Origin of the sequence: Streptomyces sp. NPDC006610, assembly GCF_040611575.1 — a bacterium.
GTDB lineage: Bacteria > Actinomycetota > Actinomycetes > Streptomycetales > Streptomycetaceae > Streptomyces.
This window is the reverse complement of the sequence record NZ_JBEXOP010000011.1, coordinates 1-26,290: the sequence shown is the minus strand read 5'-3', so window position 1 is coordinate 26,290 and position 26,290 is coordinate 1. Positions and strand designations below refer to the sequence as shown.

23 protein-coding genes are annotated in these 26,290 nt (G+C 72.0%); 13 read left to right on the top strand and 10 right to left on the bottom strand.

Annotated elements, in window-relative coordinates:
• Nucleotides 1-13 precede the first annotated feature (13 nt).
• A complete protein-coding gene (locus tag ABZY13_RS11375; protein ID WP_356629241.1) occupies nucleotides 14-1,057 on the bottom strand; it encodes a phosphotransferase in 1,044 nt (347 codons plus the stop codon).
• Between the two features lie 431 nt (nucleotides 1,058-1,488).
• Between ABZY13_RS11375 and pdhA the strand changes: the two genes are divergently transcribed.
• From pdhA to ABZY13_RS11360, 3 genes are read left to right on the top strand one after another with little or no spacing between them, the layout of a single operon-like run.
• Nucleotides 1,489-2,688: a pyruvate dehydrogenase (acetyl-transferring) E1 component subunit alpha gene (gene pdhA, locus ABZY13_RS11370; protein WP_356629239.1), complete on the top strand. Its 1,200-nt coding sequence runs from the start codon at nucleotides 1,489-1,491 to the stop codon at nucleotides 2,686-2,688.
• A gap of 1 nt (nucleotide 2,689) precedes the next feature.
• Nucleotides 2,690-3,667 carry an alpha-ketoacid dehydrogenase subunit beta gene (locus ABZY13_RS11365; RefSeq protein ID WP_356629237.1) on the top strand — a complete coding sequence of 326 codons (978 nt, stop codon included), beginning with the start codon at nucleotides 2,690-2,692 and terminating at the stop codon, nucleotides 3,665-3,667.
• A gap of 10 nt (nucleotides 3,668-3,677) precedes the next feature.
• Nucleotides 3,678-5,129 carry a dihydrolipoamide acetyltransferase family protein gene (locus tag ABZY13_RS11360; protein ID WP_356629235.1) on the top strand — a complete coding sequence of 484 codons (1,452 nt, stop codon included), beginning with the start codon at nucleotides 3,678-3,680 and terminating at the stop codon, nucleotides 5,127-5,129.
• Nucleotides 5,130-5,203: 74 nt separating this feature from the next.
• On the opposite strand, the gene ABZY13_RS11355 is transcribed toward ABZY13_RS11360, so the two are convergent.
• Entirely contained in the window at nucleotides 5,204-6,103 is a 900-nt protein-coding gene (locus tag ABZY13_RS11355) for a serine hydrolase (RefSeq protein WP_356629233.1), read from the bottom strand.
• A 204-nt stretch (nucleotides 6,104-6,307) separates the two neighbouring features.
• Between ABZY13_RS11355 and ABZY13_RS11350 the strand changes: the two genes are divergently transcribed.
• Nucleotides 6,308-6,958, top strand: a complete 651-nt coding sequence (locus tag ABZY13_RS11350; RefSeq protein ID WP_356629231.1) for a GntR family transcriptional regulator — start codon at nucleotides 6,308-6,310, stop codon at nucleotides 6,956-6,958.
• Complete coding sequence (locus ABZY13_RS11345) at nucleotides 6,955-8,250, top strand: MFS transporter (protein WP_356629229.1); 1,296 nt, start codon at nucleotides 6,955-6,957, stop codon at nucleotides 8,248-8,250. The genes ABZY13_RS11350 and ABZY13_RS11345 overlap by 4 nt, the downstream gene beginning before the upstream one ends.
• Nucleotides 8,251-8,674: 424 nt before the next feature.
• Here the strand turns inward: ABZY13_RS11345 and ABZY13_RS11340 are convergent, their stop codons facing one another.
• Both ABZY13_RS11340 and ABZY13_RS11335 read right to left on the bottom strand, forming a co-directional pair.
• A complete protein-coding gene (locus tag ABZY13_RS11340; RefSeq protein ID WP_356629227.1) occupies nucleotides 8,675-9,496 on the bottom strand; it encodes a class I SAM-dependent methyltransferase in 822 nt (273 codons plus the stop codon).
• 165 nt (nucleotides 9,497-9,661) lie between these two features.
• Nucleotides 9,662-10,486 (bottom strand): maleylpyruvate isomerase family mycothiol-dependent enzyme, encoded by an 825-nt coding sequence (locus ABZY13_RS11335; RefSeq protein ID WP_356629225.1) that lies wholly within the window; start codon nucleotides 10,484-10,486, stop codon nucleotides 9,662-9,664.
• 228 nt (nucleotides 10,487-10,714) lie between these two features.
• Between ABZY13_RS11335 and ABZY13_RS11330 the strand changes: the two genes are divergently transcribed.
• On the top strand, nucleotides 10,715-11,515 hold the full coding sequence (locus tag ABZY13_RS11330; protein ID WP_356629223.1) for a carbon-nitrogen family hydrolase: 801 nt from the start codon (nucleotides 10,715-10,717) through the stop codon (nucleotides 11,513-11,515).
• A gap of 92 nt (nucleotides 11,516-11,607) precedes the next feature.
• Here ABZY13_RS11330 and ABZY13_RS11325 read toward each other — a convergent pair whose 3' ends face one another.
• Complete coding sequence (locus ABZY13_RS11325) at nucleotides 11,608-12,099, bottom strand: LURP-one-related family protein (protein WP_356629221.1); 492 nt, start codon at nucleotides 12,097-12,099, stop codon at nucleotides 11,608-11,610.
• A complete protein-coding gene (locus ABZY13_RS11320; RefSeq protein ID WP_356629219.1) occupies nucleotides 12,096-13,103 on the bottom strand; it encodes a helix-turn-helix domain-containing protein in 1,008 nt (335 codons plus the stop codon). Before ABZY13_RS11320 ends, ABZY13_RS11325 begins: the two co-directional genes overlap by 4 nt.
• A 51-nt stretch (nucleotides 13,104-13,154) precedes the next feature.
• Between ABZY13_RS11320 and ABZY13_RS11315 the strand changes: the two genes are divergently transcribed.
• Both ABZY13_RS11315 and ABZY13_RS11310 read left to right on the top strand, forming a co-directional pair.
• The gene (locus ABZY13_RS11315; protein WP_356629217.1) at nucleotides 13,155-13,568 is read left to right on the top strand and encodes a cupin domain-containing protein; all 414 of its coding nucleotides are present in this window, start codon (nucleotides 13,155-13,157) and stop codon (nucleotides 13,566-13,568) included.
• 29 nt (nucleotides 13,569-13,597) lie between these two features.
• Nucleotides 13,598-15,463 carry an NHL domain-containing thioredoxin family protein gene (locus tag ABZY13_RS11310; protein ID WP_356629215.1) on the top strand — a complete coding sequence of 622 codons (1,866 nt, stop codon included), beginning with the start codon at nucleotides 13,598-13,600 and terminating at the stop codon, nucleotides 15,461-15,463.
• 181 nt (nucleotides 15,464-15,644) lie between these two features.
• Here ABZY13_RS11310 and ABZY13_RS11305 read toward each other — a convergent pair whose 3' ends face one another.
• The 3 genes from ABZY13_RS11305 to ABZY13_RS11295 form a co-directional block, all read right to left on the bottom strand.
• A complete protein-coding gene (locus ABZY13_RS11305) occupies nucleotides 15,645-15,896 on the bottom strand; it encodes a DUF6458 family protein (RefSeq protein WP_356629213.1) in 252 nt (83 codons plus the stop codon).
• 159 nt (nucleotides 15,897-16,055) lie between these two features.
• Nucleotides 16,056-17,351 (bottom strand): M18 family aminopeptidase, encoded by a 1,296-nt coding sequence (locus tag ABZY13_RS11300; RefSeq protein WP_356629211.1) that lies wholly within the window; start codon nucleotides 17,349-17,351, stop codon nucleotides 16,056-16,058.
• Nucleotides 17,352-17,456: 105 nt separating this feature from the next.
• Nucleotides 17,457-19,283, bottom strand: coding sequence for an acyl-CoA dehydrogenase (locus ABZY13_RS11295; protein WP_356629209.1), 1,827 nt, complete (start codon nucleotides 19,281-19,283; stop codon nucleotides 17,457-17,459).
• Nucleotides 19,284-19,450: 167 nt separating this feature from the next.
• Between ABZY13_RS11295 and ABZY13_RS11290 the strand changes: the two genes are divergently transcribed.
• From ABZY13_RS11290 to ABZY13_RS11275, 4 genes are all read left to right on the top strand, one after another.
• Nucleotides 19,451-19,915: an SseB family protein gene (locus tag ABZY13_RS11290; RefSeq protein WP_356629207.1), complete on the top strand. Its 465-nt coding sequence runs from the start codon at nucleotides 19,451-19,453 to the stop codon at nucleotides 19,913-19,915.
• Nucleotides 19,916-20,031: 116 nt separating this feature from the next.
• Nucleotides 20,032-20,427, top strand: a complete 396-nt coding sequence (locus ABZY13_RS11285) for a hypothetical protein (RefSeq protein ID WP_356629205.1) — start codon at nucleotides 20,032-20,034, stop codon at nucleotides 20,425-20,427.
• Nucleotides 20,400-20,522: a hypothetical protein gene (locus ABZY13_RS11280; RefSeq protein ID WP_356629203.1), complete on the top strand. Its 123-nt coding sequence runs from the start codon at nucleotides 20,400-20,402 to the stop codon at nucleotides 20,520-20,522. Before ABZY13_RS11285 ends, ABZY13_RS11280 begins: the two co-directional genes overlap by 28 nt.
• Nucleotides 20,523-20,612: 90 nt before the next feature.
• Nucleotides 20,613-21,584, top strand: coding sequence for a pirin family protein (locus ABZY13_RS11275; RefSeq protein ID WP_356629201.1), 972 nt, complete (start codon nucleotides 20,613-20,615; stop codon nucleotides 21,582-21,584).
• Between the two features lie 156 nt (nucleotides 21,585-21,740).
• On the opposite strand, the gene ABZY13_RS11270 is transcribed toward ABZY13_RS11275, so the two are convergent.
• On the bottom strand, nucleotides 21,741-23,891 hold the full coding sequence (locus ABZY13_RS11270; RefSeq protein WP_356629199.1) for a SpoIIE family protein phosphatase: 2,151 nt from the start codon (nucleotides 23,889-23,891) through the stop codon (nucleotides 21,741-21,743).
• A 161-nt stretch (nucleotides 23,892-24,052) separates the two neighbouring features.
• Between ABZY13_RS11270 and aspS the strand changes: the two genes are divergently transcribed.
• Entirely contained in the window at nucleotides 24,053-25,816 is a 1,764-nt protein-coding gene (gene aspS, locus ABZY13_RS11265) for an aspartate--tRNA ligase (protein WP_356629197.1), read from the top strand.
• The last annotated feature ends 474 nt before the right edge of the window (nucleotides 25,817-26,290 follow it).

Genomic DNA, 26,290 nt, shown 5'->3' with positions numbered 1-26,290 from the left:
CACGGCGGGGACGTCAGTCCACGAACGCCCCGCACACCGCGTCGTACTCCCGCGTCCACCACACCGCCAGCGCGGAGGCGGCCGGGAACTGCGGGTCCGCGCGCGTGTCGCCGCGCTCGTAGTGCCAGCGCAGCATCCAGAAGTCGTTGAGGCGCTCCCACCACACCCGGTGCACGGCCGCCGCCAGCTGCGAGGGCGTGGCCTGGGCGGCGCGCCGGTACGCGCGCGCGTACGCGCGTACCTTCGGCAGGTCCAGCGTCCCGGTGGGCCGTACGAAGAAGATCGCGGCGGCGCGTACGGCCTCCTCCGCGCGCGGCTGCACACCGAGCCGGTCCCAGTCGACGATCGCGGCCGGTTTCTCCCCCCGGTAGAGCAGGTTGAACGGGTGGAAGTCGCCGTGCACCCAGCCCACCGAGTCGCCGCGCGGCGGCCGGCGGTCCGCGTGCCGCTCCAGCAGCGCCCGCCGCTCCACCAGGCGGTGGCGGGCGAGCTGGTCGAAGGAGTCGGCGGGGCGGTGCCGGCGCACGCGCGCGAGGAGGTCGTCGATCACCACGAACGTGTCGGCCGGGTCAGCGCTCTCCACCGGGTGCGGGCTCGTGGCGGGCGGGGTGCCCCGCTTGGGCGGCATCACCCGCTCCAGGCCCGCGTGGACGGCGCCCAGCAGCGCCCCGAGCCGCGCGCACTGACCGGTGCTGAGCTGGCCGCCGTGGCGGTGCCCGCCGTCGATCCACGGGTGCAGGGCGTAGGCGTGGCCGCCCACCACGGCGACCGTGCGGCCGTCCCGCCCGGCCAGCGGCGGGGCGACGGGGACGCCCAGGTCGGCCAGCCGCTGGGTGGCCCGGTGCCGGCGCTCGATGGCGGCCGGATCGGCGGTGTCGGGGTCGAAGTGGTGCTTGAGGAAGTAGCGGCCGCGGGTCGTCCGCAGCCGGTAGCCGCGGTTGAGCAGCCCCTGGTCGACGGGCTCGCAGGTGAGCGCGGAACCGGCGGCGTACTGCCGCAGAAGGGCGCTCAGCGGGGGCGCATGGGTCTTGGGGGGTGGTACACATCGCAGCGGCACGCGGCAGATGCTAGGGCACTGGGCGGGGCCCGTGAGCTGGGCGTTGTCACAGTCAGTCGTCGCTGGTCGCTTTCGGTCACGAGGTGGGCGCGAAGTGGCGACGCGCCCGGGAGCAGCCGGATTTCCGGCTCTTCCCGTGACCTGGGTGCGCGGGATAACGTGCCCGTGTTCCGGCCACCTGCAAGGCGCTGACCAGTAACGGTTCCCGACTTTCGCGATTTACTTGGAAATCCAAGCAAAAACGCAGGTCAGGAAGGGTTTCGCAGAAATGTGAGTACCTGGGTAACGTGCCTTTTGCAGGGCGCTCGCCGGGGCACCTGTCACGCCTGTCTCCCGAAGAGCCGCACCCAACCCCGTGCGTCGGAGGGCGACCGGTGAGCCGCACTGGCACCCGGCGAACCCGGGACTGCCGGACCGACGGAGGAGCACACGTGACCGTGGAGAGCACTGCCGCGCGCAAACCGCGACGCAGCGCCGGTACAAAGAGCACGGCCGGCAAGCGAACGACCGCCAAAAAGAGCACCGACCCGGAACTCGTCCAGCTGCTGACGCCCGAGGGCGAGCGGGTCGAGAACGCCGAATACGACCCGTTCGTATCCGCCCTGACCCCGGAAGACCTGCGCGGCCTGTACCGCGACATGGTGCTCACCCGCCGCTTCGACGCCGAGGCCACCGCGCTGCAGCGCCAGGGCGAGCTGGGCCTGTGGGCGTCGCTGCTCGGCCAGGAGGCCGCCCAGATCGGCTCCGGCCGCGCCCTGCGCGACGACGACTACGTCTTCCCGACCTACCGCGAGCACGGCGTCGCCTGGTGCCGCGGGGTCGACCCGACCAACCTGCTCGGCATGTTCCGGGGCGTCAACAACGGCGGCTGGGACCCGAACAGCAACAACTTCCACCTGTACACGATCGTCATCGGCTCCCAGACGCTGCACGCCACCGGCTACGCCATGGGCGTCGCCAAGGACGGCGCGGACAGCGCCGTGATCGCCTACTTCGGCGACGGCGCCTCCAGCCAGGGCGACGTGGCGGAGTCGTTCACCTTCTCCGCCGTCTACAACGCCCCCGTGGTGTTCTTCTGCCAGAACAACCAGTGGGCCATCTCCGAGCCCACCGAGAAGCAGACCCGCGTCCCGCTCTACCAGCGCGCCCGCGGCTACGGCTTCCCCGGCGTCCGCGTCGACGGCAACGACGTGCTGGCCTGCCTCGCCGTCACCAAGTGGGCGCTGGAGCGGGCCCGCAGCGGCGAGGGCCCCACCCTGGTCGAGGCGTACACCTACCGGATGGGCGCCCACACCACCTCCGACGACCCCTCCCGCTACCGCCACGACGACGAGCGGCTCGCCTGGGAGGCGAAGGACCCGATCCTGCGCCTGCGCCGCCACCTCGAGGCGTCGAACCACGCGGACGACGGATTCTTCGCGGAACTGGAAGCCGAGAGCGAGGCGTTGGGCAGGCGAGTGCGCGAAGTGGTCCGCGCCATGCCCGACCCGGACCACTTCGCCATCTTCGAGAACGTGTACGCGGACGGGCACGCGCTCGTCGACGAGGAGCGCGCGCAGTTCGCCGCCTACCAGGCGTCGTTCGCGACGGAATCCGAGAGCGGCTTCGCCGCGGGTGAGGGGGGTCACTGACATGGCGGAGAAAATGGCTCTGGCCAAGGCGATCAACGAGTCGCTGCGGCGCGCCCTGGAGACCGACCCCAAGGTCCTGATCATGGGTGAGGACGTCGGCAAGCTCGGCGGCGTCTTCCGGGTCACCGACGGTCTCCAGAAGGACTTCGGCGAGAGCCGGGTCATCGACACGCCCCTCGCCGAGTCCGGCATCGTCGGCACGGCCATCGGGCTGGCGCTGCGCGGCTACCGCCCGGTGGTCGAGATCCAGTTCGACGGCTTCGTCTTCCCGGCGTACGACCAGATCGTTACCCAGCTCGCCAAGATGCACGCCCGCTCGCTGGGCAAGGTCAAGCTGCCCGTCGTCGTCCGCATCCCCTACGGCGGCGGCATCGGGGCGGTCGAGCACCACTCGGAGTCCCCGGAAGCGCTCTTCGCGCACGTCGCCGGTCTGAAGATCGTCTCCCCGTCGAACGCGTCCGACGCGTACTGGATGATGCAGCAGGCCATCCAGAGCGACGACCCGGTGATCTTCTTCGAGCCCAAGCGGCGCTACTGGGACAAGTCCGAGGTCAACACCGACGCCATCCCCGGCCCGCTGCACGCCGCGCGCGTGGCCCGCGAGGGCACGGACCTCACCCTGGCCGCCTACGGCCCCATGGTGAAGACCTGCCTGGAGGCCGCCGACGCCGCCGCCGAGGAGGGCAGGTCCCTGGAGGTCCTCGACCTGCGCTCGGTCTCCCCGCTCGACTTCGACGCCGTCCAGGCCTCGGTCGAGAAGACCCGCCGCCTGGTCGTCGTGCACGAGGCGCCGGTGTTCTTCGGCTCCGGCGCGGAGATCGCCGCCCGGATCACGGAGCGCTGCTTCTACCACCTGGAGGCCCCGGTGCTCAGGGTCGGCGGCTACCACGCCCCGTACCCGCCGGCCCGCCTGGAGGAGGAGTACCTGCCGGGCCTGGACCGTGTGCTCGACGCCGTCGACCGCGCGCTGGCGTACTGAGGAGAGGGGCGTGACGACGATGACGGAGAGCTCCGTGAGCTCCGTACGCGAGTTCAAGATGCCCGACGTGGGCGAGGGACTGACCGAGGCCGAGATCCTCAAGTGGTACGTCCAGCCCGGGGACACGGTCACCGACGGCCAGGTGGTGTGCGAGGTGGAGACGGCCAAGGCCGCCGTCGAGCTGCCCATCCCGTACGACGGCGTGGTCACCGCGCTGCACTTCCCCGAGGGCACCACGGTCGACGTGGGCACGTCGATCATCGCGGTCGAGGTCGGCGGTGGCGCCGCTGCCGGGGCGCCCGCGCAGCAGCCGGCTCCCGCGCAGGCCGCCGAGCCCGCCCGGCCCGCCGAGGCGAAGCCCGAGGGCCGCCAGCCGGTGCTGGTCGGCTACGGCGTGGCCGCCTCCTCGACCCGGCGCCGCCCGCGCAAGGGCCCGGAAGTGCCGGTCCCGCAGGCGTCCCCGGCGATCCAGTCCGAGCTGAACGGCCACGGAGCGCCCGCCCCCGTGGCGACCCCGGCCCCGGCCGCCCCCGCGCAGCGCCCGCTCGCCAAGCCGCCGGTGCGCAAGCTGGCCAAGGACCTGGGCGTCGACCTGGCCACGGTCACCCCGTCCGGCCCGGACGGCATCATCATCCGCGAGGACGTCCACGCGGCGGCGTCCAGGGCGGCGCAGCCGGTGGAGGCGCCGGCGACCGCGGCGCCCGCGCCGGCGGAGTCGCCCGCTGCGGCGGCGTCCTCCGCGGCGGCCTCGTACGACACCGCGCGGGAGACCCGTATCCCGGTCAAGGGCGTCCGCAAGGCCACCGCAGCCGCGATGGTCGGCTCGGCCTTCACCGCCCCGCACGTCACGGAATTCGTGACGGTCGACGTGACCCGCACCATGAAGCTGGTCGAGGAGCTGAAGCAGGACAAGGAGTTCACCGGCCTGCGGGTGAACCCCCTCCTGCTCATCGCCAAGGCCCTGCTGGTCGCGATCCGGCGCAACCCGGACATCAACGCGTCCTGGGACGAGGCGAACCAGGAGATCGTGGTCAAGCACTACGTCAACCTGGGCATCGCCGCGGCCACCCCGCGCGGCCTGATCGTCCCGAACATCAAGGACGCGCACGCCAAGACGCTGCCGCAGCTCGCCGAGTCCCTCGGCGAGCTGGTGGCCACGGCACGCGAGGGCCGCACCAGCCCGGCCGCGATGCAGGGCGGCACGGTCACCATCACCAACGTCGGCGTCTTCGGCGTCGACACCGGCACCCCGATCCTCAACCCCGGCGAGTCCGCGATCCTCGCGGTCGGCGCGATCAAGCTCCAGCCGTGGGTGCACAAGGGCAAGGTCAAGCCGCGCCAGGTCACCACCCTGGCGCTCAGCTTCGACCACCGCCTGGTCGACGGCGAGCTGGGATCCAAGGTGCTGGCGGACGTGGCGGCGGTCCTGGAGCAGCCGAAGCGGCTGATCACCTGGGGCTGACGGCCCGACGGGCAAGGAGAAGGGGCCGGTCACCGCAGTGCGGTGACCGGCCCCTTCGGGTTCCTGGCGGTCGCTCAGCCCAGCACGGCGAAGCCGTAGTTGAGGATCCGCTTCGCGTCCGTCTCGCGCTGGGTCGCGGAGGTGGAGGTCAGCACGGTGCCGATGACGGTCTTGCCGTTGCGGGTCGCGGCGAAGACCAGGCAGTACTTGGCGATGCTGCCGGAACCGGTCTTCACGCCGATGGCGCCGCTGTAGTTGCTCAGCAGGGTGTTGGTGTTGCTCCAGCTGTAGTACCGGTAACCGCCGTTGGCCGTGGTCACCTTCTGCTTGGTCGACTTCGTCTTCACGACCGTGCGGAAGGTGTAGCTCTTCATCGCGCTGCGGGCGAGCTTCGTCAGGTCGCGCGGCGTCGAGTAGTTGGAGCCGTTGCTGATGCCGTCGAAGGAGTCGAAGTGCGTGTTCGTCATGCCGAGCTCCTTCGCCTTGGCGTTCATCTTGCCGATGAACGACTTGACGCGGGCGGCTCGGGTGGTGCCGGTGCCGAACTTGTCGGCGAGCGCGTACGCGGCGTCGCAGCCGGACGGCAGCATCAGCCCGTACAGCAGCTGGCGGACGGTGACCTTGTCGCCGACGATCAGCCGCGCGGACGACGCGTTCTTGCTGACGATGTAGTCGCTGTACGCCTTCTGGACCGTGACCTTGGCGTCCAGGTTGAGGTTCGACTGCGACAGCACGACCTTGGCGGTCATGATCTTGGTGGTGGAGCCGGTGGCGCGCTTGGTGTCGGCCGCCTTGGTGTACAGCGTCTTGCCGTCGGCGCTGTTCATGGCGTAGCCGCCGAGAGCGGCGATGGTCGGCTTGGTGGCGGCCTGCGCGGGTGCCGCGGTGAGGGCCCCGGTGACGAACACGGCGCCGGCGGTCGCGCCCACGGCGACGGCTCTGCGGATCCGGATGCCCTTAATGCCGGTTATCAAGTCAGATACCCCGATTTATGTTGAATGCCCTTACGTTGCGGCCGAGTTGAGTGGCGACAGCGATGAGCCGCATAGGTGTGACACACGAGTCTCGCCGATGGTTGTGCGGCGGGCGAGAGAAAATCGGGCACTTTTCCCCGGGTGTTCGCCGGACGCTTCCCTGGCGTCCTTTTCTTGCGTACGTGTTGTATCTATGCTGTCCGCATGTCCCTCGCCCTGAAGCAGCCGCCCGCGGCCGACCGTGTCTACACCCATGTCAAGCAAGGCGTCCTGGAGCGCCGCTACGAGGGCGGCACCCTCCTCACCGAGGGGGAGCTGGCCGAGGCCGTCGGGGTCTCGCGCACGCCGGTGCGCGAGGCGCTGCTGCGGCTGGAGGTCGAGGGGCTGATCAGGCTCTACCCGAAGAAGGGCGCGCTCGTCCTGCCCGTCTCCGCGCAGGAGATCGCGGACGTCGTCGAGACCCGGCTGCTGGTCGAGGAGCACGCCGCCCGCAAGGCCGTGCCCGCGCCGCCGGGCCTCGTCGAGCGCCTCGAAGGGCTGCTGTCGCGGCAGAAGGAGCAGGCCGCGGCCGGCGACCTGGCGGGCGCGGCCGTCACCGACCGCTGTTTCCACGCCGAGATCGTCCGCAGCGGCGGCAACGAGATCCTCTCGCGCCTCTACGACCAGCTGCGCGACCGGCAGTTGCGGATGGGCGTCGCCGTGATGCACTCCCACCCCGACCGGATCGCCAAGACCCTCGCCGAGCACGAGGAGATCCTGGCGGCGCTGCGGGCCGGGGACGCCGACGCGGCCGTGGAGATCGTCCACCGGCACGTCGGCTGGTTCTCGCACCTCGCGCGGGGAGAGGTCCGATGAGCCGGGGCACGCTGCCCGGCGACCCGCCCGGCGGCCGGCGCGCCGTCGCCATCTGGAGCATCGGCGTCTCGGTCTACTTCGTCGCCGTCATCTTCCGCACCTCGCTCGGCGTGGCCGGACTGGACGCCGCGGACCGCTTCGGCGTGGGCGCGTCCGCGCTGTCCACGTTCTCCATCCTCCAGCTGATGGTCTACGCCGCCATGCAGATACCCGTCGGCCTGCTGGTCGACCGGCTCGGCACCAGGAAGGTGCTGGCGCTCGGCGCGGTGCTGTTCACGGCGGGACAGCTCGGGTTCGCGTTCTCCCCGACGTACGGCATGGCGCTGGCCTCGCGGGCACTGCTGGGGTGCGGCGACGCGCTGACGTTCATCAGCGTCCTGCGGCTGGGCAGCCGCTGGTTCCCGGCCCGGCGCGGACCGCTGATCGGGCAGCTCGCGGGTCTGGCCGGCATGACGGGCAACCTGGTCTCCACCCTCGTCATCGCCCGGCTGCTGCACGGCGTCGGCTGGACGGCGGCCTTCGCGGGCAGCGCGATCGCCGGGGCCGTGGTCTTCGTCCTGGTGCTGACCCTCCTCAAGGACCACCCCGAGGGGCACGAGCCGGAGCCGGTGCCGCACCGGGGCGCGGCGTACGTCCGGCGGCAGATCGCGATGTCCTGGCGTGAGCCGGGGACGCGGCTGGGGCTGTGGGTGCACTTCACGACGCAGTTCCCGGCGATGGTGTTCCTGCTGCTGTGGGGCCTGCCGTTCCTGGTCGAGTCGCAGGGCCTGTCCCGGGCGACCGCCGGTGAACTCCTCACGCTGGTGGTGCTCTCCAACATGGCGTTCGGGCTGGTGTACGGCCAGATCATCGCCCGGCACCACGAGGCGCGGCTGCCGCTGGCGCTGGGCACCATCGGGGCGACGGCGCTGCTGTGGGGGGCGACGATCGGCTATCCGGGCGAGCGGGCGCCGATGTGGCTGCTGATCACGCTGTGCGCGGTGCTCGGGGCCTGCGGCCCGGCCTCGATGATCGGCTTCGACTTCGCCCGCCCCGCCAATCCGCCGGAGCGTCAGGGAACGGCCTCCGGCATCACGAACATCGGCGGTTTCACCGCGTCGATGGTGACGCTGTTCGCCGTCGGCGTCCTGCTGGACGCGACGGACGACGACTACCGGATCGCGTTCTCGTCGGTGTTCGTCCTCCAGGCGCTGGGCATCTCCCAGATCCTGCGGCTGCGCCGACGGGTCGCGCGCCGGGAGCGGGAGCGCCTGGTGGCGAGCCGGGTGGAGACGGTGCATGTGCCGGCGTGAGGTGGTGAAGGGCTCGACCGGGCGAAGGGCCTGATCCGGCCGGGGCGGGCCCGTCGGGCGGGAGACGTCGGTCCGGCCGCCGCGACGATCCCGCGGCGGCGCCGACTGCGCGCGCCCACAGGAACGGGAGCGGCTGGTGGCGAGCCGCGGCCCTTCCGGCCGGGCGGCACGTTCGCCCGGGACGTCTCACAGGCCGGGGTGGTCGGTGGGGCGTGCGCGGGCGTCGGTCCCGGTCCCGGTCGTGAACCCGGTTCGGCCGGGTACGCCCGGTCGGCACAGGGCGGGCGGCGCTGCCGCCGCCGGGGCCGGCGTGGGGCACGCCCGGCCGGGGCGGCCGTCGGGTCGGGGAGGCCGTCGGGTCGGGGCAGCCCCACCGGTCGGGGCGGCCGTCCGGTTGGGGCGGCCCCGCCGGCCGGGGCGGTCGTCAGGCGGGCGCCGGTGTCGTCACCGGGACCAGCGTGAGGTACGCCAGGCCCAGGACGCCCCGGTAGGCAAGCCAGGCGGAGCGGTGGCGGTCGGCACGGGCGCGCAGTTCGGCGGCGCGGGGATGGCCGGGGTGGGCGGCGAGCCAGACCTCCGTGTCCGCCAGGTACGCGGACTCGAATGCCTCCCATTCGTCCGTGTTGGCCGTCTCGATCCACTCCGGGCGGAACCCGGCCCCGACGGCGAGGCCGATGAGGGCCGCCAGGTCGTGGTGGTCGGCGGCGGAGGCGTTCGGCCACATGCGGGACAGTTCCGCGGGGGCCGGGGTGCGCTGCCAGAAGCCCTCGCCGAGCAGGACCCGGCCGCCGTCGGCGACGAGGCGGCGCAGTTCGCGCAGGGCGTGGGGGAGGTGGTCCCCGGCCTCCGGCCCGTCCGGCGCGAGCGCCTGGCTGGAGCCCACGCACAGCACCAGGTCGGCCGGGCCGCGCGCGGTCCCCGCCGCCGACTCCGCCACGAACAGCGCCCGCCCGTCCAGACCGCGCTCCCGCGCCGCCCCGCGACCCCGCTCCAGGTCCTCGGCGTGGAGGTCGATCCCCACACCGGTCGCCGCGGGCACGGCGGCCAGGACGCGCAGCATCAGCTCGCCCCAGCCGCAGCCGATGTCCAGCACGGTCGTGGGCGCGTTTCCCGCGAGCCGCCGTACCAGGTCGTCGGCGCGCGCCTCCGACAGGGGGCCGTGGAAGGGGAGGCGGGTGAGACGGGCGGGGCCGTCGTACGCGGCGGCGGAGGCGGCCGGGGCGGTGCTGGAGAGGTCGTCGCTCATGGGGCGCACGCTAGTGACGGCACGACCGCCGACGACAGCGAATAACCGACGCCGAACGACCGACGCCGAACGACCGGACTGAGCAACCGGGACTGAGCAACCGGGACCGAGTGCCCGGCGCCGAACAACCGGCGCCGGCGTCCGCGCGACGGACGCGGTGAAGTCCTACGGCGTCACCGTGAAGTTCCGCAGGATCGCCGCCGCCAGATCCGGGTCGCCCTCCGTCTTCACCCGGTCCGCCACCGCCTCCGGCGTCACCCGGCCGCAGGCCAGGCGGACGTACGTCTCCCAGTCGAGGGTGAGAGCGGCGGCCGGCCCGAGCGCGGGGGCCGTCTCCAGGGTGCCGCGGCCCTGGATGTCGACGCGGATCGTGCGCAGGAACTCCACCGGCCCGTTCACGTCGAAGACGATCGCCGAACTGCGCGGCGCCTGGGCCCTGTTCGCCACCACGTCCGGCAGCGCGTCCAGCAGCACGTCCCGCGCCACCTGCGCGCCGGGCGAGTCGAGGTTGCCGGGCCGGCCGAGGGCGGCGCGCAGGTCCTGCTCGTGCACCCACACGTTGAACGCGTGGCTGCGCATGGACTCCTCGAGGGTCAGCTCCGCGCCGAGCGGCCCGCGCACCTTGGCGCCCGGGGCGCGGGAGTCGTTGCGGATCTGCCGGTTGCGGCGGATGACCGTGTATTCCAGCTCGGACGTCATCTCCGGCGCCGTGTGGTGGCGGCGGACGTCGACCTGCATCTCCATGTACCGCTGGTGGTCGTTGGTGACGTGGAACAGGTCGCGCGGCAGCGCGTGAATGGGGCGCGGATCGCCGAGCATCTCGCAGTCCAGGCCGATGACATGGGACACGATGTCCCGCACGGACCAGCCCGGGCACGGCGTCCGCCGGTTCCAGTCCGCCTCCGCAAGCGGCAGCACCAGCTCGGATATCGCTTCGATGGAGTGCGTCCAGGCGTCGGCGTAGGGCTGGAGGGTGGGATGCAGACTCACGGAACGGGACCCCTCGGCGGTCGGTACACGGGCAGTTTGTGGCGGCGTTTGCCAGTGGGAGGTGGCTGTGGCTGCGGTCGGCGGTGGGCTCGGGACTCTCCCGTGTTCTCGGCTCGGCTCGAACAGGGAGGACCCCCAAGTTACGCTGCTCGCAGGCACCCCGGCAGTGCTTTCGTGTGACGATCGTAGGCCCGTATGGACGGCCTCCCATGCCAGGACGGTGGTAGTGTGCGCGCCTCTCTGATCCAGATCGCCGTAGACGAGGGCGAATCGGTCGCCGACCGCCGGCGCCGGGCCGCCTCCCTGGTACGGGACCAGGCGGGCGCCGACCTCGTGGTGCTGCCGGAGCTGTGGACGACCGGCGCCTTCGCCTACGAGGAGTTCGCCCGGGAGGCCGAGCCCGTCGAGGGGCCGACGCACGAGGCCATGGCGAAGGCCGCGAGCGACGCGGGCGTCTGGCTGCACGCGGGCTCGATCCCGGAGCGCGACCCCGAGGGGCCGCTGTACAACACCTCTCTCGTCTTCTCCCCCTCCGGCGATCTGGTCGCCGCCTACCGCAAGGTGCACCGCTTCGGCTTCGACCAGGGCGAGGCGGTGCTGATGGCGGCGGGCCGCGAGCTGGTGACGGTCCGTCTGCCGGGCGCGACGACGCTCGGTCTGGCCACCTGCTACGACCTCCGTTTCCCCGAACTGTTCCGCGGCCTGGTGGACGCGGGCGCGGAGACCTTCGTCGTGTCGGCGGGGTGGCCGGAGCGACGGCGGTCCCACTGGACGCTGCTGGCTCAGGCGCGGGCGGTGGAGAACCAGTCGTTCGTCCTCGCGTGTGGAACGGCCGGCACCCACGCCGGAGTTCCCCAGGCGGGTCACTCGATCGTGGTCGATCCGTGGGGCGAGGTCCTGGCCGAGGCCGGCGCCGGCGAGGAGGTCCTCACGGTGGAGTTCGACCCCGCGAAGGTGCCGGCGACCAGGGAACAGTTCCCGGCGCTGAAGGACCGCGTCCTGGGTGTCGAGCCGCCGCCCCGCCCCTGAGCCACCACGACGGGACCGGCCGGCTCGGCGTCGGCCGCGGGGTTCGGCCGCCCCACCGGCCTCGGCCGTCCCGCCCGTGCCCAGCGCCTCCCTCAGTCCTCCCGCTCCTTGTCCGACAGCTGGATCACGCACACCGTCACCGCGATCAGCAGCGCCGGGTCGGCGTCCTCGCGCACCACGTCCACGCCGTACGTCTCCCGGACGTGCAGCCACCGGCGCGAGATCACGGCGAGCGGCTCACCGTCGTACTCGATGACGAACTCGCGGTCCAGGATGCGCCCGCTGACGTCCAGTTCCGTGCCGTCGACGAGGGTCACCCGGTAGTGGTTGCGCAGCAGCGACAGCCGCTTGCGCCGGACGGTCGCGAGGGGCTCGCCGTCCCGCTCGACGACCATCGTGTCCCGCAGGGCGAACATCTTCTGGCGGATGTCGATCAGGACCCGCCCCTCGCTGTCCTTCAGCTCGAAGGTGTCCCGCAGCCGCATGGCCTTGCCGTCGACCAGGAACACCTTGTCGCCGCTGTCGTTCTCGATCCAGTAGTCGTCGCCGAAGGCGAGGAGCCGGTCGCGCACGAGGTATCTCATGAGCACACCGCTTCCCCGGCGGCCGGCCCGAAACGCCGCCGGTAGGCCGATGGGCTGAGCCCCGTCTCGCGCCGCAGCCGGGCCCGCAGATTGGCCGCCGTGCCCAGTCCGCAGCGCTCGGCCACCACGTCGAGGCGTTCCTCGCCCCGCTCGATCAGCCGACAGGCCAGCGCCACCCGCTCCCCGGTGAGCCAGGCGAGCGGCGTCGTGCCGAGCTGGGCGCGGAACCGCCGGTGCAGGGTGGCCGGCGACACCGCCGCCCGCGCGGCCAGACCGGCCACCGTCAAGGGCTCGCCCAGCCGCTCCTGCGCCCACGCGAGCAGCGGGGCGAGCGACTCGTCGGGCGCCTCGGGCACCGGCCGCTCCACGAACTGCCGCTGCCCGCCGTCACGATGCGCGGCGAAGACGAGCCGCCGCGCGACCGCGTTGGCGACCTCCGCGCCGTGGTCGCGCCGCCAGACGTACAGCCCGAGATCCAGGGCCGCCGCACTGCCGGCGGCGGTGAGGACGTCGCCCTCGTCCACGAACAGCACGTCCGGCTCCAGCCGCACCCGCGGATGCAGCCGCCGGAAGGAGTCCGCCCACATCCAGTGCGTCGTCGCCCGCCGGCCGTCCAGCAGCCCGGCCTCCGCGAGCGCGAACGTGCCGGTGCAGAAGCCGATGACGCGGACACCGCGCGCGTGGGCGCGCCGGACGGCGTCGAGCACGGCCTCCGCGCGCGGTACGACATTGTCCGGCCGGCCGGGGACGACGAGCGTGTCCGCCTCGTCCACGGCCTCCAGTCCGGGCAGGTCGCCGACGGTCAGGAACCCGTGGTTCATCCGGATGACGGGCGCGGGCCCGCACAGCGTGACGTCGTACAGCGGCTGCGCCGCCCCCAGCTCGGGCCGTGGCAGCCCGAACAGCTCGGTGGCGCAGCCGACCTCGAACGGATTGGTGCCCTCGTCGACGATCACGGCGACCCGGTGGGTGCCCGGCGAGGGCTGAGAGGATCGTTGCGGCATCTGCGATTTCTAGCACTCGTACGACGTTCCGGCCCCCGCGACGATGACGCCATGACGCAGATTCAGGCACGCACGCCGCAGGAGCCCGTCTCCCTCCCCGCCGCCCTCGCCTCCTTCGCCGAGCGGTGGAGCCCGCGCATCGTCACCGCCGTCAACGATTACGACGTCCGCGTGGCGAAGGTGGAGGGCGAGCACCTGTGGCACGTCCACGACCACACCGACGAGTTCTTCCTCGTCCTGGAGGGGGAGCTCCACATCGCCCTGCGCGAAGCTTCCGGGGAGCGCACGGTCGTCCTCCCCAAGGGCTCCGTCTTCACCGTCCCGCGCGGCACCGAGCACAAGCCGTACGCGCCCGTGCCCACCGAGATCCTCCTCTTCGAGCCCACCGGCACACTCACGGTCGGCGACCGCCACGACGAGATCCCGGCGCACGTCGACGCCACGACGGGCCACGCGCTGGGGTGACTGCCGGCGCCGGGTGGCACCCTTGATCCATGAGCGACTCGTCCCCGGCCCCGACCCCGGATCCGACCCCGGCCAAGACCCCGGCCCCGACCGCCCGCCGCGCCCGCGTCCGCGCCCCCGAGCTGACCGGCAGGGGCGGCTGGCTGAACACGGGCGGGAAGCAGTACACCCTCGCCGACCTGCGGGGGCGGATCGTGCTGCTGGACTTCTGGACGTTCTGCTGTGTGAACTGCCTGCACGTCATCGACGAGCTGCGCGAGCTGGAGGAGAAGCACCGGGACACCCTCGTGGTGATCGGCGTCCACTCGCCGAAGTTCGTGCACGAGGCCGAGCACGCGGCGGTCGTCGACGCCGTCGAGCGGTACGGGGTGGAGCACCCGGTGCTGGACGACCCCGAGCTGGCGACCTGGAAGCAGTACGCGGTACGGGCCTGGCCCACGCTGGTGGTGATCGACCCGGAGGGGTACGTCGTCGCCCAGCACGCCGGTGAGGGGCATGTGCACGCCATTGAGCGGCTGGTGACGGAGCTGGAGGCGGAGCACGCCGCGAAGGGCACGCTGCGGCGCGGCGACGGCCCGTACGTCGCGCCCGAGCCGGAGCCCACGGTGCTGCGCTTCCCGGGCAAGGCGCTGCTGCTGCCCGGCGGGACCTTCCTGGTCAGCGACACGACCCGGCATCAGCTGGTGGAGCTGGCGGCCGACGGCGAGACGGTGGTGCGGCGGATCGGGTCCGGGGAGCGCGGCTTCGCCGACGGCGCCGCGGACCGGGCCGCGTTCAACGAGCCGCAAGGGCTCGCGCTGCTCGGCGACGGTTCCGTGGCCGTCGCCGACACCGTCAACCACGCCCTGCGCCGGCTGGATCCGGACACCGGCGAGGTCACCACCCTCGCGGGCACCGGCCGGCAGTGGTGGCAGGGCTCGCCCGCCTCGGGCCCGGCCCGCGAGGTCGACCTCTCCTCGCCGTGGGACGTCGCCTGGTGGCGGGGCAAGGTGTGGATCGCGATGGCGGGCGTGCACCAGCTGTGGACGTACGACCCGGCCGAGGGCACGGTCGGCGTCGCGGCCGGCACCACCAACGAGGGGCTGGTCGATGGGCCCGCCGCCCAGGCGTGGTTCGCGCAGCCCTCGGGGCTGGCGGCGACGGAGGAGCGGCTGTGGCTGGCCGACTCGGAGACGTCGGCGCTGCGGTGGGTGGACGTGGACGGCGTCGTTCACACGGCCGTCGGCACCGGCCTGTTCGACTTCGGGCACCGCGACGGCGCCGCCGGACAGGCCCTGCTCCAGCACCCGTTGGGCGTCACCGCGCTCCCGGACGGCTCGGTGGCGATCAGCGACACCTACAACCACGCCCTGCGCCGCTACGACCCCGTGACCGGAGACGTCACCACGCTGGCCACCGACCTGCGCGAGCCGAGCGACGCCGTGCTGGCCGGCGACGACATCGTGGTCGTGGAGTCCGCCCGGCACCGGCTCACCCGCCTGCGGCTGCCCGAGGAGGCGGTGCGCGTCGAGGCGGTCGCCCACCGCACGCGGCGCGCGGCGACCGAGGTGGTGCCGGGACGGCTGGAGCTGGACGTGATCTTCCAGGCGCCGGCCGGGCAGAAGCTGGACACCCGGTACGGGCCGTCCACCCGGCTGCTGGTCTCGGCCACGCCCCCCGAGCTGCTGCTGCACGGCGAAGGCGCGGGAACGGACCTGTCCCGCGCCCTGGAACTCAACGCCGCCGTCGTGGAAGGAGTCCTGCACGTCTCCGCGATGGCCGCGTCCTGCGACGACGACCCGGCCAACGAGTACCCGGCCTGCCATGTGCACCAGCAGGACTGGGGCGTCCCGGTCCGCCTGACCGAGGACGGCGCGGACCGCCTGCCCCTCGTCCTGGCCGGCCTGGACGCCTGAGCCGCGTCCGCCGCCGCGGGGGCGCCGAGGCGGCGGACGCGTCGCCCGCCGCCGCGAGGGGCGGAGCGTCCGCCGCGTCCCTGGCGGTCCGACGGGCCGAGGCGTTCGCCGCTTCGGCCGTTCGCCGTTTAGGCCCCCGCCGCGGCCGGCCAGGCTGCCGGATCCGGCTGTCGGATCGGGCTCAGACGCCGTACCCGTCGCTGTAGCCGTCGCGGCGGTGGGTGTGGGGAGCGTCCTCGACGACCGGCGACGCGGGCGGCACGACCACGCGCCTGCGCCGGGCGATGCTGCTGAAGGTCGTGACGCCGATCAGTCCGACGATCATCAGGATCACGCCGACCAGGTCGAGGTTGACACCCTGCATGTCCCAGTCGGTCGCGAACGTGAGGATGGCTCCCACGGCGATGAGGATGATGCACCCGCCGAGGCCCATGAGTTTGCCTCCCTCTTCCGGTCCGGTGATGCCGGGCGTTCCGGCGATTCCGGTGCGGATCGGGTACCCCGGCTTCCGGGAGGCAGTCCTCGGCAATTGTCAACCACCCGCGGTCGATTACCTCGAATCGATCGGCCGGCGTCGCCGACTCCCGGTCAACTACCCGCGCAGAAAGGCCACGAGCGAGTTCGCCAGCAGGAACGGGTCGTCCGCGCCGCACAACTCCCGTGCGCTGTGCATCGACAGGATCGCCACGCCGATGTCGACGGTCTTGATGCCGTGCCGGGCCGCGGTGATCGGCCCGATGGTGGTGCCGCAGGGCATGGAGTTGTTGGAGACGAACGACTGGAACGGCACGTCCGCCCGCTCGCAGGCCGCCGCCCACACCGCCCGGCCCGAACCGTCCGTGGCGTAGCGGTTGTTGACGTTGACCTTGAGGATCGGGCCGCCGTTGACGCGCGGGTGGTGCGTCGGGTCGTGCCGTTCGGCGTAGTTGGGGTGCACGGCGTGCCCGGTGTCGGAGGACAGGCAGACGGTCCCGGCGAAGGCGCGCGCCCGGTCCTCGTACGACCCGCCGCGCGTGAACACCGAGCGCTCCAGCACGCCGCCGAGCAGCGGTCCGTCGGCGCCGGTGTCGGACTGCGAGCCGTTCTCCTCGTGGTCGAAGGCGGCGACGACGGGGATGTACGGCAGGTCGCCCGCCGCGGCGACCGCGGTGAGGGCGGCGACGCCGGCGTGCACGGAGAGCAGGTTGTCCATCCGCGGGCCGGCCACCAGTTCCTGGTCGCGGCCCAGGTAGGCGGCGGGCTCCACGGAGTGGACCATCAGGTCCCAGCCGGTGACCTCGCCGGCGCCCAGTCCGGCGTACTCCTCCAGGAAGGAGATCAGGTCGCCGTCGCGGACGTCGTTGCCGAGGCCCCATACGGGCTGGAGGTGGCGCTGCTTGTCGAGTTTGAGGCCGTCCGTGGAGACCGCGCGGTCCAGGTGGATGGCGAGCTGCGGCACGCGCAGCAGCGGGCGGTCGACGTTGACCAGCCGGGTGGTGCCGTCGCGCAGGGAGAGCCGGCCGGCGAGGCCCAGGTCGCGGTCGAGCCAGGAGTTCAGCAGGGGTCCGCCGTAGATCTCCACGGCGACCTGGCGCCAGCCGTGCGCCCCGGTGTCGGGCAGCGGCTTGACGCGCAGGTTGGGGGAGTCGGTGTGGGCGCCGATGATGCGGAACGGGGTGTGGGCTGCGGCGCCCTCGGGGACGTACCACGCCACCAGCGCGCCGCCCCGCAGCACGTACTTGCCGCCGCTCGTCCCGTCCCAGGCGTCCGTCTCGGCGACCTGTTTGAAGCCGGCCTTCTCCAGTCGCTGGGCGGCGTTCGCCACGGCGTGGTACGGCGTGGGGCTCGCCGTCAGGAAGGACATCAGGTCGTCCGTGTGGCCGCGGTCGAAGCGTGAGGGTTCGCTCATGGGTTCACCTTAACGACGGCCGAAGGCCCGCTCGCGGCTAGGCGAGCGGGCCTTCGGGAGGAAAAGGACGGCGAGGAAAAAGGCGGCCGGGGAAAGGCGGCGGAACTAGAACGCGGCCTCGTCCAGCTCCATCAGGTCCAGGTCGACGCCCTCGGCGACCTTGCGGGCCAGGGTGACGCCCGGCAGGACGTTCGCCGCGAAGAACTTCGCCGCGGCGATCTTGCCGGTGTAGAAGGGGACGTCCTTGGCGGAGGCCGACTCCAGCTTCTCGGCCGCGACGGCGGCGCCCTTGAGGAGCAGGTAGCCGACGATCACGTCGCCGGAGGCCATCAGCAGGCGGGTGGTGTTCAGGCCCACCTTGTAGATGTTCTTGACGTCCTGCTCGGTGGCGGCGAGGTCGGTCAGCATCAGGCCGACGATCGCCTCCAGCTCGACGGCGGCCTTGGCGAGGTGCTCGCGGGCGCCGGCCAGCTGCTCGCCGCCGGTGCCGAGGGCGAGGAACTTCTTGATGTCCTCGGCGAGGGAGTTCAGGGCCGCGCCCTGGTTGCGGACGATCTTCCGGAAGAAGAAGTCCTGGCCCTGGATCGCCGTGGTGCCCTCGTACAGGGTGTCGATCTTGGAGTCCCGGATGTACTGCTCGATCGGGTACTCCTGGAGGAAGCCGGAGCCGCCGAAGGTCTGCAGCGACTGGGCGAGCTGCTCGTAGGCCTTCTCGGAGCCGTAGCCCTTGACGATCGGCAGGAGCAGGTCGTTCAGGGCGTGCTCGGCAGACGCGTCCTCGCCGGCGGCCTCCTTGACCTGGATCTCGTCCTGGACGGCGGCGGTGTACATCACCAGGGCGCGCATGCCCTCCGCGTACGCCTTCTGCGTCATGAGCGAGCGGCGCACGTCGGGGTGGTGGGTGATGGTGACCTTGGGCGCGGTCTTGTCCATGAAGTTCGCCAGGTCGGGGCCCTGGACGCGCTCCTTGGCGTACTCCAGCGCGTTGAGGTAGCCCGTCGACAGGGTGGAGATCGCCTTCGTTCCGACCATCATGCGGGCGAACTCGATGATGCGGAACATCTGGCGGATGCCGTCGTGCTTGTCGCCGATCAGCCAGCCCTTGGCGGGGTGCTGGTCGCCGAAGGTCATCTCGCAGGTGTTGGAGGCCTTCAGGCCCATCTTGTGCTCGACGTTGGTGGCGTAGACGCCGTTGCGCTCGCCCAGCTCGCCGGTCTCGAAGTCGAAGAGGTACTTCGGGACGAGGAAGAGGGACAGGCCCTTGGTGCCGGGGCCGGCGCCCTCGGGGCGGGCGAGGACGTAGTGGAGGATGTTCTCCGACATGTCGTGCTCGCCGGACGTGATGAAGCGCTTCACGCCCTCGATGTGCCAGGAGCCGTCCTCCTGCTGCACGGCCTTGGTGCGGCCGGCGCCCACGTCCGAGCCGGCGTCCGGCTCGGTGAGGACCATCGTGGAGCCCCACTGCTTCTCCACGGCGATCTTCGCGATGTGCTTCTGCACGTCGTTGCCCTCGTCGAAGAGGATGCCCGCGAAGGCCGGGCCGGAGGAGTACATCCACACGGCCGGGTTCGCGCCGAGGATCAGCTCCGCGTACGCCCAGATCAGGGAGCGCGGCGAGGTGGTGCCGCCGATCTCCTCGGGCAGGCCCAGACGCCAGTACTCGGAGTCCATGAAGGCCTGGTAGCTCTTCTTGAAGGACGCCGGCACCGGGGCGGTGTGGGTCTGCGGGTCGAAGACGGGCGGGTTGCGGTCCGCGTCGGCGAAGGATTCCGCCAGCTCGTTCTCCGAGAGCCGGGTCAGCTCGTCGAGGATGCTCTTGGCGGTGTCGACGTCCATCTCCGCGAACGGGCCGGTGCCGTACAGCTTGTCCCGCCCGAGGACTTCGAAGAGGTTGAACTCGATGTCGCGGAGATTCGACTTGTAGTGCCCCATGGCGACGGCTCCGTAGAAAGAGAGGTATCGGCGAGGCACTGACTCCTCGCAGCTGATTTCGCGTACCAACAAGTAGCTACGATGATGCTACCCGTCGGTAATAAGAAGCAACCCCGATCCGGACATCTGTGACCCAGCCCTCTCGGGGTGTCAGTAGTCTGTGGGGCATGTACGGCTACGACCAGAACGTAGGGGCTCAGCAGGGTTACGTCCCGCCGCAGCAGCAGATGCCGGGCGGGTACGGCCAGCAGCCGCCGCTCTACCCCGAGCCGTCCCCGCCCTCCCTCGCGGACGCGGTGCGCGCCTTCACGACCGGCCAGATGGCGGCGGAGGACTTCCAGCAGGTCTTCGCCACCTCCAAGGTTTACTGCCCGCGCGGCGACAACCCCGGCTTCCTCGCCCTGCACAACACCCAGCAGCCGGTGATCCCCATGTTCACCTCGCTGAAGGAGCTGCGCCGCTACGCGGGCAAGGAGTCCAAGTACTTCGTCATCACCGGCGCCGAGGTGATCGACCTGCTCCCGACCGGCTACGGCTTCGTCCTGGACATGGAGGGCGAGCACCGGATGGTGTTCGACGCGAAGGCCGTCGAGCAGATGGTCGATTTCGCGATGCGCCGGATGTACGGCTGAACGCGCCCGGCCGCACCGGCCGACGGGGCCCCGTCGGCCGACCCTGATCGAACGCCTGCGCGCCCGCCCCCGCGCTCCCTAGGGTTCCCGCGTGACGTGCTCGCTGCAGTTCCCGCGTGACGTCGCCCGAGAACGACCGCACCTCACCCCTCGTGCCGGCCGACCGGCTCGGGGCGACGGCCCGGCTGTGTGCCGGGGAGGCTCCGCCGGAGCGCCGCGGGCTGCGCCACCGCATCCCCGTGGCGGCGGTCGAACGCGTCGAGGCGGGCGGTCGCGGAGGCCGGACCCTGATCCTCACGGTCGTCGCCCCGGACCCGCCGCCCCGGATCGCCGCGGCCGGCGCCCCGGCCGTGGCCGCGTTCGCCGGGGCGGTGCGGCGCCGGCCGCCCGACCGGGACGCCGCCGGTCCCCGGCCGGCGGTGGCCGTCGAGCGGGTGCGGAGGCTGCGCCTCAAGACCGAGCACCCGGTGGCGCCCTGGTCGCCGTGTACCCGACCGTCCTGCTCCTGCTGATCGTCAGGGGCGAGAGCGAATCCGGCGGGCTGCTGTGCGGCTTGGCGGCGACGGGCCGGACGGTCGCCGCGCTGCCGGGCACGCCGCCGGAGTGAGGGGAATGCCCGCCAAGGCGCCGCGGTTGAGGGTGGCAGGAAGTTCAATGCTCAACTAAAGTGGTCCGTACGCCGCCCAAGGAGGTCGACATGCCCGCCGTGACCGTCGAGAACCCGCTGACGCTTCCCCGTGTGACCGCGCCCGCCGGAGCCGTGGCCCGCCCCGTGCTCACCGTCACGACCGCGCCCAGCGGTTTCGAGGGCGAGGGCTTCCCGGTGCGCCGGGCGTTCGCGGGGATCAACTACCGCCACCTCGACCCGTTCATCATGATGGACCAGATGGGAGAGGTGGAGTACGCGCCCGGAGAGCCCAAGGGCACCCCCTGGCACCCCCACCGCGGCTTCGAGACGGTCACCTACATCATCGACGGCGTCTTCGACCACCAGGACTCCAACGGCGGCGGCGGCACCATCACCAACGGGGACACCCAGTGGATGACCGCGGGCGCGGGCCTCCTCCACATCGAGGCCCCGCCGGAGCACCTGGTCATGTCCGGCGGTCTCTTCCACGGCCTCCAGCTGTGGGTGAACCTCCCGGCCAAGGACAAGATGATGGCCCCGCGCTACCAGGACATCCGCGGCGGCAGCGTTCAACTGCTGACCACGCCCGACGGCGGAGCGCTGCTGCGCGTCATCGCGGGCGAGCTGGACGGCCACGCCGGCCCCGGCATCACGCACACCCCGATCTCGATGATCCACGCCACGGTCGCGCCGGGCGCGGAGGTCACCCTGCCGTGGCGGGAGGACTTCAACGGCCTGGCATACGTGCTGGCGGGCCGGGGCTCGGTCGGCGCCGAACGCCGTCCGATCCACAGGGGGCAGACCGCGGTCTTCGGCGCCGGCGGTTCGCTGACCGTCCGCGCGGACGAGAAGCAGGACTCCCACACGCCGGACCTGGAGGTCGTCCTCCTCGGCGGACAGCCCATCCGCGAGCCCATGGCCCACTACGGCCCGTTCGTCATGAACACCCGCGAGGAACTCCAGCAGGCGTTCGAGGACTTCCAGAAGGGCCGGCTGGGGACGATCCCGGCGGTGCACGGGATGTCGGAGGGCGGGCTGTAGGGCCCGTCAGCCGCAAGCGGGCGGTCCCGTCCGGGGGCGGACGGGACCGCCCGCGCCGCCCGATGACCAACAGGTCGCAGGCACACGGCGGAGGGCTGGTCCAGAAGAGGACGCACGTCGCTTCGACATGGACGAGCGGGCGATCGGGACCCGGGCCTACTCGTCCCGGGAGTCCTCCCCGGCCTCCCCGCCCTCCGCGCCCTCCCAGAACTCGAACCAGATGCTTTTCCCCTCGCCCCGCGGGTCGACGCCCCACGAGTCGGCCAGCATCTCGATGAGCATCAGCCCGCGCCCCGAGGACGCCAGTTCGCCGGGTCGGCGCTTGTGCGGCAGGTCGTCGCTGGTGTCGGCGACCTCCACCCGGATCCGCCGCCGCGGCGCCCGGCCCCCCACCTCCGCGGTGAGCAGCGCGTCGGTGTCGGTGTGCACCAGCACGTTGGTCAGCGTCTCCGACAGCAGCAGGACGGCGGAGTCGACCTGGTCCTCCGACGTCCAGTCGTGCAGCAGGTCCCGCAGCTGCTGCCGGGCCACCGCGACCCGTTCCGGCTCGGCCTGCGCCACCGTCAGCATGGTCCGGCGCACCGTCGGCCGCTCGGTCACCGGTTCCCCGCAGCCGCATCCGCCGCCGTGCCGGCACAGCAGCAGTACGGCGATGTCGTCCTCCCGCCGGTCGGCGAGCCGGCCCGTGGTGTGGTGGGAGGACGGTCCGTGCACGGCCTGCACCAGGGCGTCGGCCAGCTCCTCCAGGCCGCCCTCGCGGGCCTCCAGGACCGGCCGGATGCGCTGCCAGCCGCTGTCGAGGTCGTGGCCGCCGGTCTCGATCAGGCCGTCCGTGCACAGCAGCATCGTCTCGCCGGGTTCGAGGACGTGCCGGGTCGTGGGGTAGTCGGCGTCCGGGTCGATGCCGAGCGGCAGGCCGCCCGCGGTCGGCTGCCGGAGCACAGTGCCGTCGGCCATGCGGATCACCGGGTCCGGATGCCCGGCACGGGCTATGTCCAGCACCCCGGTCGCGGGGTCCGCCTCGACGTAGAGGCAGGTGGCGAAGCGCGCGTCGGCGGGGCCGTCGTCCGGGGCGGAGATGCCGTGCAGGAAGCGGGAGGCCCGGCTCAGCACGGCATCCGGCCGGTGGCCCTCCGAGGCGTAGGCGCGCAGCGCTATCCGCAGCTGGCCCATCAGCCCGGCCGCCCGCACGTCATGCCCCTGGACGTCGCCGATGACCAGTGCGAACCGTCCCGAGCCGGGCAGCGGGATCATGTCGTACCAGTCGCCGCCGACCTGGAGCCCGCCGCCGGTGGGGATGTAGCGGGCGGCGATGCTCATGCCGGGGATCTTGGGACCCAGCGTGGGCAGCATGGAGCGCTGGAGCCCGTCGGTCAGCTCCCGCTCGCTCTCGGCGGTACCGGCCCGCGTCAGGGCCTGCGCGAGCATGCGCGCCACGGTCGTCAGCACCGACCGCTCGTCCGGGGTGAAGGCGACCGGATAGCTGAAGGCGGCCATCCACGCGCCCATCGTCCGTCCGGCGACCGCCAGTGGCAGGAACGCCCAGGACTGCCGGCCGAACCGCTCGGCGAGCGGCCAGGTCAGCGGGTAGCGGGCCTTGTACTGCTCCGGCGAGGACAGGTACACCGCCCGCCCCGTGCGGACGACCTCGGCGGCCGGGTAGTCCGTCGTCAGCGCCATCTGGGTGAAGGGGTCCTCGTCGCCGGAGTTCTGCCCGTGGTGGCCGATGACCGTCAGCCGTTCGCCCTCCACGCCGAAGACCGCCAGCCCGTCCGGGGTGAACCCGGGCATCGACAGCCCCGCGGCGACGCGCAGTACCTCCTCCGTGGACCGAGCCTCGGCCAGCGCCCGGCCCGCGTCCAGCAGGAACGCCTCCCGGGAGCGCCGCCAGTCCCCGGTGACCGCGCGCCGCCCCGCCGGGGTACCCGGCGAGGGGTCGGTGACCTCCTGGAGGGTGCCGATCAGCTCGTAGGCCTTGCGCACGGGGTCGAAGGAGGGCTTGGAGCGGCTGCGGACGACGCGCAGCTGGCGCCCCTGGTCGTCCATGATCCGGATGCGCACCTCGGCGAGGGTCTCCTCGGCCACGGCGAGCTGGACGACGCCGGTGATCTCGTTCCAGTCGACGGGGTGCAGCCGGGCCCGCGCCTGGGCCTCGGTGAGGACGGTCTCCTCGGCGGGCAGCCCGAGCAGCCGCGCCGCCTCGGCGTCGACGGTGACCAGTCCCTTGGCGGTGTCCCAGTGCCACAGACCGGTCGCGAGGGAAGCGAGGACGTCCCCCACGGAGGGCAGGGGCTCACCAGTGCGCATTGCCCCACTGTAGGAACACGGGATCGAACCGTGCCACTGATCCCGATGGCCGGGCGGGGCAATGGAGGGGAGGCGATCATGGGTCGCCCGGTACCCTGGACCGTGTTTCACGTGAAACACGACCCACGACGCCCGATCCGCGAAGACTGGATGAAACGACGATGCATCGGTACAGGTCCCACACCTGCGGCGAGCTCCGCGCCTCTGACGTCGGCACCGACGTCCGGCTGAGCGGCTGGCTGCACAATCGGCGCGACCTGGGCGGCATCCTCTTCGTCGATCTGCGCGACCACTACGGCATCACGCAGCTCGTGGCCCGTCCCGGCACGCCCGCCTACGAGGCTCTGGACAAGGTCTCCAAGGAGTCCACGGTCCGCGTCGACGGCAAGGTCGTCTCGCGTGGCGCCGAGAACGTCAACCCGGACCTGCCGACCGGCGAGATCGAGGTCGAGGTCGGCGAGGTGGAGCTGCTCGGCGCCGCCCAGCCGCTGCCGTTCACGATCAACACCGAGGACGGGGTCAACGAGGAGCGGCGTCTGGAGTACCGCTTCCTGGACCTGCGTCGCGAGCGCATGCACCGCAACATCATGCTGCGTACGGCCGTCATCGCGGCGATCCGGCAGAAGATGGTCGCCCTCGGCTTCAACGAGATGGCGACGCCGATCCTCACGGCCACCTCCCCCGAGGGCGCTCGCGACTTCGTCGTCCCGTCCCGTCTGCACCCGGGCAGGTTCTACGCCCTCCCGCAGGCGCCGCAGCAGTTCAAGCAGCTGCTGATGATCTCCGGCTTCGACCGCTACTTCCAGATCGCGCCCTGCTTCCGCGACGAGGACGCCCGCGCCGACCGCTCGCCGGGCGAGTTCTACCAGCTCGACGTCGAGATGAGCTTCGTCGAGCAGGAGGACGTCTTCCAGCCGATCGAGAAGCTGATGACGGAGCTGTTCACCGAGTTCGGCAACGGCCGTGAGGTGACCTCCCCCTTCCCGCGCATCCCGTTCCGCGAGTCGATGCTGAAGTACGGCTCCGACAAGCCGGACCTGCGCGCCCGGCTGGAGCTGGTGGACATCACCGACGTCTTCGAGGGCTCGGAGTTCAAGGCGTTCGCCGGCAAGCACGTCCGCGCGCTGCCGGTGCCCGCGGTCCAGGACCAGCCCCGCAAGTTCTTCGACCAGCTCGGCGACTACGCCGTCTCCCAGGGCGCCAAGGGCCTGGCCTGGGTGCGCGTCGGCGAGGACGGGACGCTGTCCGGCCCGATCGCCAAGTTCCTCACCGAGGAGAACGTCAAGGTCCTCACCGAGCGGCTCGGTCTGGAGGCCGGTCACGCCGTGTTCTTCGGCGCGGGCGAGTTCGACGAGGTCTCGAAGATCATGGGCGCGGTGCGGGTCGAGGCCGCCAAGCGCGCCGGGCACTTCGAGGAGAACGTCTTCCGGTTCTGCTGGATCGTCGACTTCCCGATGTACGAGAAGGACGAGGAGACCGGGAAGATCGACTTCTCGCACAACCCGTTCTCGATGCCCCAGGGCGGCATGGAGGCCCTGGAGAGCCAGGACCCGCTGGACGTCCTGGCCTGGCAGTACGACATCGTCTGCAACGGCGTCGAACTGTCCTCCGGCGCGATCCGGAACCACGAGCCGGACATCATGATCAAGGCCTTCACCATCGCCGGCTACGACAGCGAGACCGTCGAGCGCGAGTTCGCCGGCATGCTCCGCGCGCTGCGCTTCGGCGCCCCGCCGCACGGTGGCATCGCCCCCGGCGTCGACCGCATCGTGATGCTCCTGGCCGACGAGCCGAACATCCGCGAAACCATCGCCTTCCCGCTCAACGGCAACGCCCAGGACCTGATGATGGGCGCGCCGACGGAGCTGGAGGAGGCCCGGCTGAGGGAACTGCACCTGTCGGTGCGCAAGCCGCAGCCGAAGTAACCATCCGCGCTGACCTTCAAGGCGCCCGGAGCCCGAGGAGGGCTCCGGGCGCCTTCGCGTCCCGCTGCCCAGGCGGCACTCGGCACAGGCGCTCAGTGCGCGGCAGGGTCGGGGTCTGGCTCCGGGAAGAGGTCTTCGGCGCGGGTGACGGCGCTGACGCGGCGGAGCCAGTGGTCGAGGACATCGGCGTCGGTGCAGGTCGTGATGCGTTCGCGGACGTCGTCGGAGAGGGGATTCCGCGTGCCTCGAGCACTGTGTCCAGTCGCCCCGCCCTCCTTCCTGGAGGAAGCCGTGCTCGCCTGAACGACCGAAGGCGCCCGGAGTACCAGACCCCGGGCGCCTTCCTCGTGTCCGTGGCAGGCGTCAGGACACCGACTTATAGCCGCTCCAGCCCGTCGCGATCTTCACTCGGCCGCCGAACGAGCCCTTGCCGTCACCGCTGTTGCGGTACAGGTTGCCGCCGCTGTCGCGGGC